17 protein-coding genes are annotated in these 14,897 nt (G+C 39.1%); 9 read left to right on the forward strand and 8 right to left on the reverse strand.

Features of this window, described 5'->3' with window-relative positions:
- Positions 1-104: 104 nt before the first annotated feature.
- Both M2R48_RS00910 and M2R48_RS00915 read right to left on the reverse strand, forming a co-directional pair.
- Complete coding sequence (locus tag M2R48_RS00910) at positions 105-707, reverse strand: GGDEF domain-containing protein (RefSeq protein ID WP_262084815.1); 603 nt, start codon at positions 705-707, stop codon at positions 105-107.
- A 332-nt stretch (positions 708-1,039) separates the two neighbouring features.
- The gene (locus M2R48_RS00915) at positions 1,040-1,954 is read right to left on the reverse strand and encodes an alpha/beta hydrolase (RefSeq protein WP_004818371.1); all 915 of its coding nucleotides are present in this window, start codon (positions 1,952-1,954) and stop codon (positions 1,040-1,042) included.
- 153 nt (positions 1,955-2,107) lie between these two features.
- Between M2R48_RS00915 and M2R48_RS00920 the strand changes: the two genes are divergently transcribed.
- Complete coding sequence (locus M2R48_RS00920) at positions 2,108-2,539, forward strand: DUF2147 domain-containing protein (RefSeq protein WP_096732585.1); 432 nt, start codon at positions 2,108-2,110, stop codon at positions 2,537-2,539.
- Positions 2,540-2,604: 65 nt separating this feature from the next.
- Here the strand turns inward: M2R48_RS00920 and M2R48_RS00925 are convergent, their stop codons facing one another.
- Positions 2,605-2,961, reverse strand: coding sequence for a Spx/MgsR family RNA polymerase-binding regulatory protein (locus tag M2R48_RS00925; protein ID WP_034611235.1), 357 nt, complete (start codon positions 2,959-2,961; stop codon positions 2,605-2,607).
- Between the two features lie 487 nt (positions 2,962-3,448).
- Entirely contained in the window at positions 3,449-4,267 is an 819-nt protein-coding gene (locus M2R48_RS00930) for an exodeoxyribonuclease III (RefSeq protein WP_004818376.1), read from the reverse strand.
- Positions 4,268-4,307: 40 nt separating this feature from the next.
- On the opposite strand from M2R48_RS00930, the gene pyrE reads away from it, so the two are divergent.
- Complete coding sequence (gene pyrE / locus M2R48_RS00935) at positions 4,308-4,958, forward strand: orotate phosphoribosyltransferase (RefSeq protein WP_004718641.1); 651 nt, start codon at positions 4,308-4,310, stop codon at positions 4,956-4,958.
- A gap of 75 nt (positions 4,959-5,033) precedes the next feature.
- Positions 5,034-5,567 (forward strand): hypothetical protein, encoded by a 534-nt coding sequence (locus M2R48_RS00940; protein ID WP_004718640.1) that lies wholly within the window; start codon positions 5,034-5,036, stop codon positions 5,565-5,567.
- A gap of 2 nt (positions 5,568-5,569) precedes the next feature.
- On the opposite strand, the gene M2R48_RS00945 is transcribed toward M2R48_RS00940, so the two are convergent.
- From M2R48_RS00945 to M2R48_RS00960, 4 genes are all read right to left on the reverse strand, one after another.
- Positions 5,570-6,280 (reverse strand): VanW family protein, encoded by a 711-nt coding sequence (locus tag M2R48_RS00945; protein WP_056517150.1) that lies wholly within the window; start codon positions 6,278-6,280, stop codon positions 5,570-5,572.
- A 16-nt stretch (positions 6,281-6,296) separates the two neighbouring features.
- Positions 6,297-7,001, reverse strand: a complete 705-nt coding sequence (locus M2R48_RS00950; RefSeq protein WP_262084817.1) for a class I SAM-dependent methyltransferase — start codon at positions 6,999-7,001, stop codon at positions 6,297-6,299.
- Positions 7,002-7,067: 66 nt separating this feature from the next.
- A complete protein-coding gene (locus M2R48_RS00955; RefSeq protein WP_262084819.1) occupies positions 7,068-7,478 on the reverse strand; it encodes a hypothetical protein in 411 nt (136 codons plus the stop codon).
- A gap of 83 nt (positions 7,479-7,561) precedes the next feature.
- Entirely contained in the window at positions 7,562-7,756 is a 195-nt protein-coding gene (locus tag M2R48_RS00960) for a DUF3565 domain-containing protein (protein WP_315972850.1), read from the reverse strand.
- 110 nt (positions 7,757-7,866) lie between these two features.
- Here M2R48_RS00960 and gshB point away from each other — a divergent pair, with 110 nt between their 5' ends.
- The 6 genes from gshB (at position 7,867) to ftsA (ending at position 14,871) form a co-directional block, all read left to right on the forward strand.
- Entirely contained in the window at positions 7,867-8,811 is a 945-nt protein-coding gene (gene gshB / locus M2R48_RS00965) for a glutathione synthase (RefSeq protein ID WP_209828440.1), read from the forward strand.
- Between the two features lie 304 nt (positions 8,812-9,115).
- Complete coding sequence (gene murG, locus M2R48_RS00970; RefSeq protein ID WP_262084822.1) at positions 9,116-10,213, forward strand: undecaprenyldiphospho-muramoylpentapeptide beta-N-acetylglucosaminyltransferase; 1,098 nt, start codon at positions 9,116-9,118, stop codon at positions 10,211-10,213.
- Between the two features lie 13 nt (positions 10,214-10,226).
- The gene (murC, locus tag M2R48_RS00975) at positions 10,227-11,675 is read left to right on the forward strand and encodes a UDP-N-acetylmuramate--L-alanine ligase (RefSeq protein ID WP_004818388.1); all 1,449 of its coding nucleotides are present in this window, start codon (positions 10,227-10,229) and stop codon (positions 11,673-11,675) included.
- An 81-nt stretch (positions 11,676-11,756) separates the two neighbouring features.
- Entirely contained in the window at positions 11,757-12,686 is a 930-nt protein-coding gene (locus tag M2R48_RS00980) for a D-alanine--D-alanine ligase (protein ID WP_224964557.1), read from the forward strand.
- Positions 12,687-12,690: 4 nt separating this feature from the next.
- Positions 12,691-13,545: a cell division protein FtsQ/DivIB gene (locus tag M2R48_RS00985; RefSeq protein ID WP_004818392.1), complete on the forward strand. Its 855-nt coding sequence runs from the start codon at positions 12,691-12,693 to the stop codon at positions 13,543-13,545.
- 63 nt (positions 13,546-13,608) lie between these two features.
- Complete coding sequence (gene ftsA / locus M2R48_RS00990; protein ID WP_004718623.1) at positions 13,609-14,871, forward strand: cell division protein FtsA; 1,263 nt, start codon at positions 13,609-13,611, stop codon at positions 14,869-14,871.
- Positions 14,872-14,897 lie beyond the last annotated feature (26 nt).

Raw genomic sequence — 14,897 nt, forward strand, 5'->3', positions numbered from 1 at the left:
TTATTAAAACAAAGAATTGTTATCATTTATTTGTTAATGAAAGAATATTTTATTATTAATATAAAATAAATAGTGGTGTAATTTTTTTTAAATATACAGATGTTTTAAGATAAAACACCTGTACCCGTATAACAAGCTTTGCGATTGGTTTTCGCAATATATAACGCTTGGTCTGCTTGCTGTAATACCACATTACTCATGCTGTCATGTTTAGAAACAGACGCGCCACAACTTGTTTGAAGTGGAATGACTTTGTTATTGATCTTTAAATCATAATGATTCATTAAAAGTGATAGACGATCTGCGATATGATGAGCTTGATCTTGAGTAACATCACTGAGAATTAAAATAAATTCAGATTCGCTATAACGACCAACAAGATCTGTTTCACGGATATTTTGTAATAACTCTTGGGCGATTGCGGCTAAAGCCTTATGTGCGATTTTTGGATTGTATTTATTCTTGATTTCACACCAGTTATCCACACTGAGTAAAACGATACCAAAATTTGATTCAGTCTGAGGATGTAACTCTTTTAAATAGGTATTAATTGCAAACTGATTATAAATACCTGTATGTGGGTCGATTTCCAGATTATTGCTGAGTTGGTTTTTGTGGATTAATTTGGCAATAAAAGAATGTTTCAATACTTGATTGAATAAGGAATGAATTTTACGTCGTTTTTCTGAATAAATTTTATTACGCATAATCTAATCCATCCACACTTGGATTTTTATTGTTGATACTTAGAATGTAGCAACTTATTGGCTTAAACTCAAACTAAAGTTGAAGTAAATACTTGAAGGATATATACATAATTTTAAAAAGTGTGATTAACTTTGTAGTATAGGTTAAGAGTCTATTCGGACTGGGAAAACCCCCTAAAAATAAATCTGACACGAAATATAGTTCCAATGAATTGTATAATTATTATTCTAGTGAATGCTCATTTTGTTTAAATGGATGATTTTATTTTTAAAGGTGAACAACAGTTTGGCTTTTAAAGCGCTTGTTGTTCACCATTTGGTCAATATTGGGATTAATCTTTATCAATTTTATGAGCGAATTCAGCAATATCTGCTAAAGATTGTTTGGCTTCATCAAACCACGGGCTAAACATTTGGAAATTATGCCACATTCCCGTATATAGCTTGTAATTGACTTGCACGCCTGCAGCTTTGGCTTTTTCTTCGAAACGTTGCGCATCTGACAACAGAATCTCTTTAGAGCCAATTTGAACTAAAGTCGGTGGCAGCCCTGCAAAATCTCCAAATATAGGCGAAAGTGGGGGTAAAGAACGATCCATGTTTTTTGGTACGTAAAAATCAATGCCAGATTCAAGTGCTTCGATTGACAGTAAAGCATCATGCTTCTGATTATAGCGTAGAGATTCACCTGTTAAAGTCAGGTCTAAGAAAGGTGACATCAGGATTAAGGCGCTTGGGAGTTGTTGTTTATTTTCTTGTTTGATGCGTAGAGCGAGTGCCAAAGCCAGATTCGCTCCACAAGAATCACCTGACACAATAATGTCTTTCGCTTGCACACCTTGATCTAAAAGTTGCTGATAAATATCATAAATCGCATCACCTGCTTCAGGAAATTTGCTTTCAGGTGCGAGCGGGTAATCGACATGTAAAACTTGCATTTGTGTACGTGCAGCAACTTCAGATAAAAACGCGCGATGGGTTTTGATTGAACCGACAAAAAATGCTCCACCATGAATATGGAAAATCATTTGGGTTGCATGCGCTTGCGGTTTAATTTCTTCTGCCCGAATCCCAGCTATGCGCAAAGAACGAATCTGTACATCTTTACGTTGTGGAAAAACACGTGCAAGTTGTTCTATTCCAAAACGTGCAGTTGCAGGGGGAAGATTGAAACGACTGGGAAATTTGAAGCTAGATTTAAGAATAGATTCTGTAAGATATTGTTTCAGAGCTGAGTTAATCTTCATGTTCCTTCCATATTGTTAAACTTTTGACTTTATTTTTGTTGATTTATCAACATTTGTTACAAGGGTACACTATATAGTCACATTCAAGAATTGCTAAATCGACGTAAATTTTTGATACTATAAAGTGTCAATTAGACTAGGGAAAACAAAACAATGAAAAAAATTGTACTTGCATTAGGCTTATTATCAGCAACAGTTCTTGCAAATGCTGCGGATCCACTCAATGGAACAGTTTGGAAAACAATTGATGATACAACGAAACAGCCCAAAGCAATTGTGAAATTCACTGAACAAAAAAATGGAACATTGACGGCAACGATTCAAAGTATTTTAACGCCAGGTGAAGAAAACTCTTGTACCAAATGTGAAGGTCCTTACCACAATAAATCATTGAAAGGTGTGACGATTGTCAATGGTTTAAAAAATGTTGGTGGTAAAAACTATGACAATGGTACGATTCTAGATCCTAAAAATGGCAAGACCTATAAGCTCAAAGGTGAACTTGCTGGTAACCAGTTAAAGTTACGTGGTTATATGGGTATTTCTGCTTTAGGTCGCAACCAAACTTGGGTGCGTGCAAACTAAGCACATTGATTCACCACAACAAAAAGCCTGATCTATCGATCAGGCTTTTTGTTGCTCGATTATTTTTATGCTGTAAGTTTTAAAGCTTTAATTTTATCTTCATCAAAACCAATTACATATTGGCCATTTTGATCAATCACGGGGCGCTTGATTAAACTAGTGTGTGTGGTTAGCGCTTGAATCAGTGCTTGTTCACTCGATAAGGCCAGTTGTTGTTCTTGTTCACTGAGTTTTTTCCACGTTGTACCTTTTTTATTGAGTACAAGATCTTGCCCAATATGATCGAGCCATTGTTTAACCGTCTCTGCATCTATGCCTTGTTTTTTATAATCATGAAACTCATAACTCAAGCCAAGTTCAGTCAGTAAATCAAAAGCTTTTTTCATGGAGTTACAATTTTTGATTCCATAAATTTTCAACATGTCTTAACCTAATATTCAATTGTTTGATTTGACAGAAAGAGTAGCAAAATTGCCAATATGTATAGTATAAGAATAGATAAAATATTTTAAAAGGCATGATTGCTGTCATCAGAATTTAACAATTTGCGCTTAATATTTTATTGAAGCGAGCAGCAGACTGGCTGATTAAATGATTTAAATTTTAAAAATAAAAAAAAGAGAAAACCCGCATCTAATCATCCTGATTATGCGGGTCTCATTACAACGTCCAATGTCACATCCTTGAAAAATAAATATTAAAAATACTTATTTCCTTTTCTTCCTACGGCGTCCTATCCTTTTGCTGTCATCCTGACAATGTCCCTGTGCCGTGCGTGTATAATGCGCTTGTTGATATGAAGAAAATATAAGATAACACGACAAAATTTGTAAGTTATTGCCTTGTAATCAGTGAACACTTGTTCACAAAATTGCTCAATTTTTATTTAAAAATTGAGCATAGGGCTGTTTAAATTTGATAATCAATAATCACAGGGGCATGGTCGCTATACCATTCATCTTTATAGACCCAGGCATTGACTGTGCGATCCTTCCAGTCAGGTGAGCATGCTTGATAATCAATTCGCCAACCGACATTTTTAGCGCGCGCTTGTCCACGATTCGACCACCAAGAATACAGTTCAGCTTCTTTACGTACTTCACGAAATGTATCGACATAGCCCAGTTCGTCATAAATATGATCTAACCAAGCACGTTCATGCGGTAAACAACCTGAAGATTTTTGGTTGCCTGACCAGTTTTTAATATCGATTCGTTTATGCACAATATTGTAATCGCCACATACAATGATCGACTTATCTTCATCACGCCATTGTTTTAAAATTTTTCGATATTCTTCTAAGAAGTGATCTTTACGGGCTTGTGCTTCATCACCTGATGAACCTGAAGGTAAATACAGCGAGCAGATGTGCACAGGTTTGGCTAAACCGACATCAAATTCCGCGCTAATAAAACGACCTTGGCTATCGGCAAGTTCAAAACCCAAACCATTCTGGATCGATTTAAACGGCAAGCGACTGTAAATCGCTGTACCTGCATAGCCTGATTTTTCCGCAGGGAACAAATGGGTAAACCAACCTTCGGGTTTAAATTTATCGGTCCACTGTTCATGCGTAATACGGCTTTCTTGGATACAGATCACGTCTGCATCTGACTTTTCCATCCATTCAAGTAGGCCTTTAGTGACGGATGAACGTAAGCCATTTACGTTAATTGAGACAACTCTTAAAATTTTTTGATCACTTGGATAGCTACTCTTTGGTATCATGCGCAGTCATAACCTCAATGTATGAATTTTGGAGCACCTCATGTCAACGCCAGCTCAGTTTAACCCGCAAGCTTTTATCGAACTCGCATTATCACGTGGTGTGCTTAAATTTGGTGAGTTTACTTTAAAATCAGGCCGTGTGAGCCCTTATTTTTTTAATGCAGGTTTACTCAACGATGGTGAAGCATTATCGCTTTTAGCTCAAGGTTATGCAGATAAATTAACACAATGTAACAACGTTGAAGTGATCTTTGGACCTGCATACAAAGGAATTCCTTTTGTTGCAGCAACAGCTGTGGCTTTGTCACAAGTACATGGTGTAAGTGTGCCTTGGGGCTTTAACCGTAAAGAAGCCAAAGACCATGGTGAAGGCGGTGTATTGGTCGGTGCTTCAGTAGAAGGTAAAAAAGTCTGGATTATTGATGATGTGATTACTGCGGGTACCGCAATTCGTGAAGTTGTCACAATTCTTAAAAACGCAGGTGCGACAATTGCAGGCGTATTGGTTGCGCTAGATCGTCAAGAAAAAGGGCAAGGTCAATTGTCTGCCATCCAAGAAGTTCAACAAGAACTTGAGATTCCAGTGCATGCTTTAATTAGCATGAAAGACTTAATGGATTATCTAGATGCTAAAGGCGAGCAAGATGCTTTAGCAAAAATGGAAGCTTACCGTGTGAAATATGGTATATAAGTTAAAAAAAAGGATAAGATAAGGAGCATAAGCTCCTTATTTTTATGGACTATAAAGGATTAGGTGCCATTTTAAATGTTCATTCTATTGATAATCGTCGTGGTTGCTGTACTTGGCATTATGCTGGTCAAACATATCGACCAACGACGTTGGCAACGTTACCAATTTGAGCGGGATATGTTTTTTCGGCAATATCCATTTCAATGGAAAGGTTTAGAACAGTTTGAGCTGGTTTTAAATATCAACGTGCACGCCCAAAAAAAATTAATCAATGAATTGATGTTAAGAGCATCTGAGAACAGTTATATCAAGAAATCACGTATTCAACGTGAACCTGAATGTTCGAGACAGCAATACTCGATTAAAGTCATGATTCAAGATTTAACCATTGGTCACTTAGAAAAGAAATATGCAGACTTATTGGGAGAAAGTTTAGATCAAACTGATTTTGAAATTGGTCGTCCAATAGAGCTGGATGCCGAAATCATTGTGTTTGAAAAAGATGATATTGAGTTGGGTTGTCGTGTCAAACTGGCCTTACCGCGTGATCCACGGACTGCACATCAATACCTGATAGAAAATAGCCAACAACAATTTCAAGAAAAATAAGCTTAATCAGCATGCGAATTGAGCAAGTAGATACTTTGCTCAATCTGTTCTTGGTCTTGCAAGGTGCGGACAATTCGATGGGTTTTAGAATCTTCAACAATAAATTTGAGTGTATATTCCTTTAAATGCTGCTGAGCGACCAAGGTGGCGACCAGTTGGTCATGTTGTCTGAAAATTTGAATTTGTAGTGCCTGATCTAAACAATTTTGAAACTGTAAGTCCTTATAGCCATACACCACAGTTGCATCACTGCCTAAAGGGGTAAAGCGCTCATGTTCCTGATAAATATCAATCGAATGTGAATGTCGTTCTGTGATGGTTAAACCCGCTTTTAACGCATTGATATAGAGCAAGCAAGAAATTTGACAAATCCCACCACCCAGATCTTCTGAAATTTTTCCATTGACCAGATTACGCCCTGTTTTAAAGCCATTGTTTAACGTCGGGGCTGTTACCAAATGCCAAAATGAAAAGATTTGATTTGGCTCAATGACCAAACCGTTTATGCTCTGAATCGCAAGATCAATGTTATGGGTTTTATTTTCAAAATAATGATTTATCTTGATGCTTTGTTGGGTTGAAATTTGCTGGTCTGATTGCCACAGTGTTTGATGTTTTAAGGCAAACTGTAGCTTCGAGAAAAGGTGTTCACGACAATACCTGCGTAATAACTGATAAAGCAGTTTCCATGATTTGGGTAAATATTGCCGCATATTCCACCTGCTTATTCTAATTGTTTACTGACGGTTGTTTTTCTAAAACGACAACCAAGTATGATGCATATTCTTTTAAAAATGAACGGCACATCAAGCTGTCTAGGCTTCTAAACAGTGGGCGTAAAATCGTTGGAATACGATGGATAGGGAAAAATAAAAAGCCCTGACTTTCAACCAGCTTCCATTGAGGGCCAAGCAGCTTTTCAATCTCTGCCAATGTCATTTGATGAGCAGCATGCCAGCTTTGTTGTTGATGCTTTACAGCTTGTCGACGTTTGGCAGAGGGGAAATCAAAAATAAGCTTGCCATTGGTTTTTAATTTTTGATGCGCCTCATTCAGAAACTGTTCTGTGGTTGTATGGTCTTGATGCATGATCACATGAAAGCTATAAATGACATCGAGCTGATGGTTTTCGATTGGAATTTCAGTCAGAGAGCCTTCAAGCAAGATTTTATGCGGATATTTTTCTCTAGCGACTTTCAGCATTTCAGGGCTGAAATCTACACCGTAATCGGCATAATCGAGTAAACGACCTGTACCACAACCAATATCCATACAATGTGTAGGTGCTGTTTTACTGAGAATACGCTTGAGAAAAGCACGCTCTTGTTGGTTTAAATATTGCCCATAACTGTTGTTAAAACGGTTGTTATCGTAGTCGTGCGCAAGTTTGTTATAGTAATTTTTAATCTCTGATGAGTCGTTTTGATCTAGCATAGTGATCACGCATTAATTATCTGTTTTGCCATTGATGTGCTTGTACTTACTGGGCTGATGTTAGATCTATGCGGTAGGGCATAAATTTTTTATACCTTCTACTTTTTGATAGGTATAGGTTAAGGCATAATTTTCAAGAAAGGTCTGTTCTAATACCAACTGATCTTTTTTTAATGCTTTGATGACGAGCGTTTGGTTTGCTGCTTCATCTGGGTAAAGCAAATAGATGCTGTTATTTTTAATTTTGTATTTTGAAACCTCAGGTGGTTCTGGCGAACTGACGGTTTTATTTTTAAAGTCACACTCAAAAGGATATAAGGTAGCGGTGTCTTTGCCATCAAAATAAGCGACATTGGCAATTCCATTGTTCAAAGGCAACATCGCCCAATAACCTTGTAATAAATCATTTTTTTGCGCAAATGTATTTGATGCAATAAATAAAATAGAACACGCAATATAAATATTTTTTTTCAACATGTTATATATCCCACTATTGTTTTATTCGTCGAAAATATTGATTTAGAGTCAATCCTACTCCGAATATTATTTTATTTGAAGGCTCATTTCTGGGTTATTTCACAAGCCTTACACTCTAACGGCATGCCTATTTTTTCCTGCCGTCCTTGCTCTGTCAACACCCACGGACGATTCTGCCAAGGTGGAAGATGCCGCACATGTTGTTGATGCCCACACGCAAGTTCAGCAACATAATGTTGCTCCTCATCCAAATGAAATCCCACAATGGCTTGTTGCATTTCGATCATCATATTCACAATAATTGCTAAGAGTTTAGCGAAATTTCGGAAAAGTACACCAGATTCTCCGCTATACTGCATTCAATCCAAAATTTTATAAGAGCATCAATATGCGCGTACTTGTTGTGATGGATCCCATCGAAAGTGTAAACCTGAAAAAAGACTCAACAATGGCAATGTTATGGGCGGCTGCACGTCGAGGGCATGAGTTAGGCTATGCATTACAACAAGATTTATATATTGACCAAGGCAAAGCATTTGGTTTGATTTCACCGCTTCAGGTTTTTGAAGATTATGATCACTACTATGAGTTAGGTGAAAAAGCCAAAGAGTCACTTGCTGCTTATGATGTGGTGTTGATGCGTAAAGATCCGCCTTTTGACATGAACTTTGTTTATACCACTTATATTTTGGAACAGGCAGAGCGTGAAGGGGTGTGGATTATTAACAAACCACAAAGTTTGCGTGACTGTAATGAAAAATTGTTTGCGACCCAATTTCCAGATCTACAAGTACCCACTTTAGTGACTTCACAACAAAGTTTGATTCGTGAGTTCTTAAAAGAACATGGTGACGTTATTGTTAAGCCACTGGATGGTATGGGTGGAATGGGGATCTTCCGTTTATATCAAGATGGGGTCAATATTGGTTCAACCATTGAAATTTTAACTGAAAATGGCACACAACCGATTATGGCACAACGTTATATCCCTGAAATTGTGGATGGTGATAAACGTATTTTGATGATTAATGGTGAGCCTGTACCTTATTGCTTGGCTCGTATTCCTCAAAATGGTGAAGTGCGAGGGAATTTGGCAGCAGGTGGTTTGGGTGAAGCTCGTCCATTGACTGAAAATGACAAAGCCATCGCCGCCAAAGTTGGACCATTCTTAAAAGCCAAGGGTTTGGTTTTTGTCGGATTAGATGTGATTGGAAATTATGTCACTGAAATCAATGTCACCAGTCCAACCTGTATCCGTGAAATTGATGATCAATTTGGTACTTCAATTGCAGATGATTTGTTTAATGTACTAGAAGCTGGTCAGTCAGTTTAATTTAAGCTGGATACTGCATTTTAAATCTCAACTAAAAAATAGAGTCGTTCATGGCTCTATTTTTTTGCTGTCGATTGGCTATAAAAATGATAAATCATCGAGAAATATAAAAAAATAACGTTTAATTCCACTTTTTTTAACGGATTAATGATAAAAGTAGTTTAAACTTTCAAATCAGTAGAAAAAAACAATGAAAGGCTTGGTGAAAAAAAGTAAATAAACTTTTCCCCATAGCGGATTGTGATTACAATTGGTTGTTTAAGATATTCGTTAAATATTTATTTTTGCATTGAAGAATTAGACCGTGACCGAACCCCAGCAAAGCACACCGAAACACATCATGATGATGGCGGCAGGTACAGGTGGACATGTATTCCCTGCACTGGCAGTTGCAAAAGAATTGCAACAACAAGGCAGCCAAGTGTCTTGGTTGGCGACTCCGACAGGTATGGAAAATCGACTTTTAAAACAACATGATATTCCAATCTATCACATTGACATTCAAGGTGTACGTGGCAACGGTATTGTACGTAAATTAGCGGCACCCTTTAAAATTTTAAAAGCAACCTTGAGCGCAATGCGCTATATGAAACAGCTCAATGTCGATGCAGTGGCTGGTTTTGGCGGTTATGTTGCGGGTCCGGGTGGTTTGGCTGCACGTCTGTTGGGTATTCCTGTGATTATTCACGAACAAAATGCAGTGGCAGGCTTTACCAATACCCAGCTTTCAAGAATTGCTAAAAAAGTCTGCGAAGCATTTCCAGATACTTTTCCGAAAAGTGAAAAAATTGTGATGACAGGTAATCCTGTACGGTCAGAAATTACCGCAATTTATAATCCTTCTTTTCGTTATAAAGAACGCGAAAATGCGGCTGAACCCTTACATGTTTTAATTGTTGGCGGTTCTTTGGGTGCGCAAGCCCTGAATGAATGTGTACCTCAAGCCTTAAAACAATTTGATGTTCCATTAAAAGTGTTTCATCAATGCGGGCAAAATAAGCAAGAGACCACACAGGCTCTATATGCGGATGCACCTGCAAATATACAGGTTGAGGTTCAGCAATTTATTGAAGATATGGCACTGGCCTATAGCAACGCAGATTTAATTATTTGTCGTGCAGGTGCCTTAACAGTCACTGAAGTGGCGACGGCTGGTGTGGCGGCTGTATTTGTGCCATTACCAAGTGCGGTGGATGATCACCAAACTGCCAATGCACGATTTTTGGAGAAAACAGGTGCGGCGAAAATCTGTCCGCAACAGAGCATGACTCCAGATTCGTTAAAGGATTTACTAACACCGTTGATGAACCGCCAATTACTGATGGAAATGGCGGTAAAAGCTCGTCAACAAGCTCAACCAGATGCAACACAACGTGTGGTTGGTTTAATTCAAGATTTGTAAGTTAGAGTTGATTATGTCTCCAACAAGCCCTGCTGATAAAGCAAAAAACCTAATTAAAATTCCAGAGATGCGCCGTATTAAACATATCCATTTTGTGGGTATTGGTGGCGCTGGGATGTGTGGTATTGCAGAAGTATTGAAAAACCAAGGCTATAAGGTTTCTGGTTCTGACATTAAGGCATCAAAAACAACGGTTCAACTTGAAGAAAACGGTATTAAAGTTTTTATTGGACATACGGCAGACAATATCAAAGGTGCAAATGTACTGGTAGTTTCTACTGCAATTGACCCTGAAAATTTAGAAGTAAAAGCAGCCATTGAAAATCGTATACCCGTAGTTCGCCGTGCAGAAATGTTGGGTGAATTGATGCGTTATCGTCATGGTATCGCGGTTGCAGGAACTCATGGTAAAACCACGACAACCAGTTTAGTGACCTGCATGTTGGCAGAAGAAAACATGGATCCAACTTATGTGATCGGTGGTCTGTTAAACCGTACCGGTGTTAATGCTGCGTTGGGTGCTAGTCGTTTTATTGTCGCAGAAGCAGACGAATCAGATGCATCATTTTTACATCTGGAGCCTATGGCGGCCATTGTTACCAATATTGATGCAGATCATATGGATACCTATGGCGGTAGTTTTGATGTACTTAAAGACACCTTTATCAAATTCTTACAGAAAATGCCGTTCTATGGCTTGGCTGTAGTGTGTGGTGATGATGCCAATATTCGTGAAATCATGCCACGTATTGGTCGTCCAGTATTGACCTATGGTTTTAATGAAGACAATGACATTCGAGCAATTGATGTTGAACAAGTCGGTATGCAGTCAAGCTTTACCGTATTACGTAAAGGTCGTGAGCCATTACGTTTAACCATTAATCTTCCGGGTTTGCATAATATTCTAAATGCACTGGCTGCGATTGGTATTGCAACGGATGAAGGTGTATCTGATGCTGCAATTGCACGTGCCTTAGAAAGCTTTAGTGGTGTAGGTCGTCGTTTCCAAGTTCAAGGTGAGTTTGAATTGGATGAAGGTACAGTAAAACTTGTAGATGATTATGGGCATCATCCGAAAGAAGTTGAAGCAACCATTAAAGCTGCACGTGCCAGCCATCCAGATCGTCGTTTGGTGATGATGTTCCAGCCGCATCGTTATAGTCGTACTCGTGACTGTTTTGATGATTTTGTAGATGTGTTGTCACAAGTCGATCAATTGTTGTTGTTAGAAGTATATCCTGCAGGTGAGAAACCGATTGTTGGTGCAGATAGTCGTTCATTAGCTCGGAGTATTCGCCTGCGTGGTGAAGTTGAGCCGATCTTGATTGACCCAGTGGAAGGCAATTTGCAGAACGCGATACAAAAAGTGTTACAAGCGAATGACTTGTTATTAACACAAGGTGCGGGTAACGTGGGAGCAATTTCTGTAGAATTGGCTCAAAACCAACTGTATTTAAAATAATTGATTTGGCTTTGTTTAAATTTGGATTTGAATAAAGCCTCGAAATTAAATTGACTAACTTATAAGTTTAAGGATTTAAACGTGTCAAATGCTTCTAAATTCGGCAAAGTAGCGGTGTTGCTTGGTGGGAAATCTGCTGAGCGTGAGGTGTCATTAGATAGTGGTAAAGCTGTTTTAGAAGCATTATTACGTTCGGGTGTGAATGCGGAAGGCTTCGATCCTCAAGAACGTAGCGTGACGGAACTTGTGGGCTATGATCGCGCATTTATTGTATTGCATGGTCGTGGTGGTGAAGATGGTCAAATCCAAGGCGCGTTAGAATGGATGAATGTACCGTATACAGGTACAGGGGTTCAGGGTTCAGCGATTGGGATGGACAAAGTTAAAACCAAACAAATCTGGCAAGGTTCAGATTTACCGACTGCACCGTATCGTATTATTTCCAAAGATTCTGATTTAACTGAAGTGATTGAAAGCCTTGGCTTACCATTAATCATTAAGCCTGTACATGAAGGTTCTAGTGTTGGTATGAGCAAGGTTGAAAAAGCTGAAGACCTTGCTGCTGCAATTGAAAAGGCCACAGTACATGATGCTGTGGTGATGGCTGAAAAATGGATCACGGGGCGTGAATATACCATTTCTTTCCTCAATGGTTTGCCATTACCCGTGATTCGTTTGCAACCACCTGCTGATGTTGCATTCTATGACTATGAAGCAAAATATAACCGTAATGACGTGGAATATGGTATTCCATGTGGTTTAAGCGAGTCACAAGAAAAGAACTTACAAGAATTGTGTTTACGTGCTTTCCAAGCAGTCGGTGCCAGTGGTTGGGGACGGATTGATGCGATGTTAGATGAACAAGGTCATTTCTGGTTGTTAGAAGTGAATACAGTGCCTGGCATGACCAGTCACTCGCTTGTACCTAAAGCTGCAAAAGCTGTAGGTTATAGCTTTGATGAATTGTGTGTTGCGATTTTAGCGCAAACGCTCACGGAACAAGCACACTAAGTTTATGGCTCAACTTCCTGCTTCGATGCGTCGCAAACGTGCGGCAATTACATCAATACACGATAAGCCGCCAACACGTCAGGAAAAGCTTCTCAACGTGGGAAGCTGGTTGCTTATGGTCATTGCTATTGCTGTGCTATTTGCAGGAATCTATGGTCTGTATAAAGTGATTACCGATGCTCGGGTGGCCACACTTCAAGTGGTAGGCACCACTTCATCGGTAGAGTCACAAGCGATTACACAACATTTGGCACCTGTTGTTAAAAATAATTATTTCACCTCGGATTTAGAACAGATTCGAGATAAAGCACTAGAAGTATCATGGGTGGATCGTGTTGTGGTTTCACGGGCATGGCCAAATGGTATTCGTGTGCGGATTATGCCGCGTCATGCAATCGCACGTTGGGGAACCGGGCGATTACTGAGTGATGCTGGAGATGTCTATACAGAAGCGGTGGCGAAGAATTATTCAAACTTGCCATTGCTTCATGGGCCGCTCAGCCAATCCAAAGTGATGATGCGTCGCTATAATGAAATTAATCAATTATTTCACCCAGTCAACTTACGTTTAAAAGAGCTTTATCTCACTGAACGTATGACTTGGTTTATGCAGTTTGATTCGGGACTACGGGTGATCGTAGATCAAGATCAAACCATGAGTAAGCTACAACGTTTAAGTCACTTGGCTCAAACTGATTTGAAACCCGCTTGGTCGAATATTTCCGCCATTGATTTACGCTACCGAAATGGTTTGGCAATTCAATGGAGAAATTCTATTTCACCAAAGATTGTGAATGGTCAATTTGTTGTAACCAGTAATGACATAAGCGTTGCAGGTGGGATGGTTGCACAGCCATAATACGTGGCTTGAAAAAGAGGCATATAGCCAAACATAAACAATGAAGATAATGGTAGCAAAGTGATGAATGAAGCTGTTCCCTCAGTTGTTGCAATTGACATTGGGACACATAAAGTTTCAGTACTGATTGGTAAAGTACATGCCCCTGATAATATTCAGGTTATTGGCATGGCAAGCGCACGCAATAAAGGAATGAATAAAGGCAAAATTGTGAGCCTTGATAAAGTCACAAATGCAATTAAACAAGCTGTTCAAGAAGCTGAAGATATGGCTGAGTGTCGTATTCATTCAGCTTGGGTTTCAATTCCAAGCACCGAATTACAAAGCCATTATGCGATTGGTCGTACGCCGATTTCAAATTCAGAACATACCATTACGACAACTGAAGTGGTGCGTGCATTAGAGCTTGCTAAAGCCAGTCATATGACAGCCGATCATTACTTAGCAAGTGCAGTGCCTTTAGGTTTTGAGCTGGATGATTCAAGTGAGTGGGTACAGAATCCAATCAATTTATCTGCCAATAGTATGACAGCCCATTATCAATTGATGATGATGCCAATCAGTACTATGCAGAACTTGGATCGTGCAATGAAAGGCGCCAATATTTCGGTTGAAAAAATGGTGGTGTCTTGTTTAGCAACTGCAGAAGGCAGTTTGCTGAAAGATGAAAAGGAATATGGCGTTTGTTTGCTCGATATTGGTGCTGGAACGACCAATATTGCAGTCTATATTGAAGGGCATTTGGCATTAGCCCACACCATTCAATGTGGTGGTGAAAATGTCACCCGTGATATTGCCACTGTATTGCAAACCACAACCGAAGAAGCTGAACGGATTAAGTTACTGCATGGTTGTGTCGACATTCACCAAGTGAAACCGGATCATATGATTCAGTTTGAGGCAATTGATGGCCCACAAACCATTAGTCGTATTGAGTTGACTGAAATTATTATCGCACGCTATGAAGATATCTTAGGTAAAGTACGATACGAATTAGAACAACGTAGTGCACTACAAAGTTTGTATCATGGTGTAGTACTGACAGGTGATGTTTGCCAGATCGAAGGCATGGTGACATTGGCTCGTCGTATGCTGGGTATCTCTGCACACTTAGGCAATCCACCGTTACAAGTGGTGACCGATGATCAGAATTTACCATCTTTACGTCGTTCAATGTATGCTACAGCAGCAGGGTTACTTTTGTTCAGTCAAAGTGACATGCAAGAGGCGATTGAAGAACCTGAAGTTCAAGGTGGAAGACCATTCTTTGATCGGATTGTGAATGGTTGGAATGCCTTAAATAACAAATTAAAAGGTATTTTTTAGGTGTGGTTTTTTGGGGAATATTGTTA

Origin of the sequence: Acinetobacter sp. I-MWF, assembly GCF_025433935.1 — a bacterium.
In the GTDB taxonomy this organism is placed as follows: Bacteria; Pseudomonadota; Gammaproteobacteria; order Pseudomonadales; family Moraxellaceae; genus Acinetobacter; species Acinetobacter guillouiae.

Excerpts from the sequence above, each read along its gene's own strand:
- M2R48_RS00945 (WP_056517150.1), bottom strand. The coding sequence starts at position 6,280 with ATGCGGCAATATTTACCCAAATCATGGAAACTGCTTTATCAGTTATTA.
- M2R48_RS00985 (WP_004818392.1), top strand. The coding sequence starts at position 12,691 with ATGGCTCAACTTCCTGCTTCGATGCGTCGCAAACGTGCGGCAATTACA.
- M2R48_RS00910 (WP_262084815.1), bottom strand. The coding sequence starts at position 707 with ATGCGTAATAAAATTTATTCAGAAAAACGACGTAAAATTCATTCCTTA.
- M2R48_RS00960 (WP_315972850.1), bottom strand. The coding sequence starts at position 7,756 with ATGCAACAAGCCATTGTGGGATTTCATTTGGATGAGGAGCAACATTAT.
- murC (WP_004818388.1), top strand. The coding sequence starts at position 10,227 with ATGTCTCCAACAAGCCCTGCTGATAAAGCAAAAAACCTAATTAAAATT.
- M2R48_RS00955 (WP_262084819.1), bottom strand. The coding sequence starts at position 7,478 with ATGTTGAAAAAAAATATTTATATTGCGTGTTCTATTTTATTTATTGCA.
- pyrE (WP_004718641.1), top strand. The coding sequence starts at position 4,308 with ATGTCAACGCCAGCTCAGTTTAACCCGCAAGCTTTTATCGAACTCGCA.
- M2R48_RS00915 (WP_004818371.1), bottom strand. The coding sequence starts at position 1,954 with ATGAAGATTAACTCAGCTCTGAAACAATATCTTACAGAATCTATTCTT.
- ftsA (WP_004718623.1), top strand. The coding sequence starts at position 13,609 with ATGAATGAAGCTGTTCCCTCAGTTGTTGCAATTGACATTGGGACACAT.
- M2R48_RS00940 (WP_004718640.1), top strand. The coding sequence starts at position 5,034 with ATGTTCATTCTATTGATAATCGTCGTGGTTGCTGTACTTGGCATTATG.
- M2R48_RS00925 (WP_034611235.1), bottom strand. The coding sequence starts at position 2,961 with ATGTTGAAAATTTATGGAATCAAAAATTGTAACTCCATGAAAAAAGCT.
- gshB (WP_209828440.1), top strand. The coding sequence starts at position 7,867 with ATGCGCGTACTTGTTGTGATGGATCCCATCGAAAGTGTAAACCTGAAA.
- M2R48_RS00930 (WP_004818376.1), bottom strand. The coding sequence starts at position 4,267 with ATGATACCAAAGAGTAGCTATCCAAGTGATCAAAAAATTTTAAGAGTT.
- M2R48_RS00920 (WP_096732585.1), top strand. The coding sequence starts at position 2,108 with ATGAAAAAAATTGTACTTGCATTAGGCTTATTATCAGCAACAGTTCTT.
- M2R48_RS00950 (WP_262084817.1), bottom strand. The coding sequence starts at position 7,001 with ATGCTAGATCAAAACGACTCATCAGAGATTAAAAATTACTATAACAAA.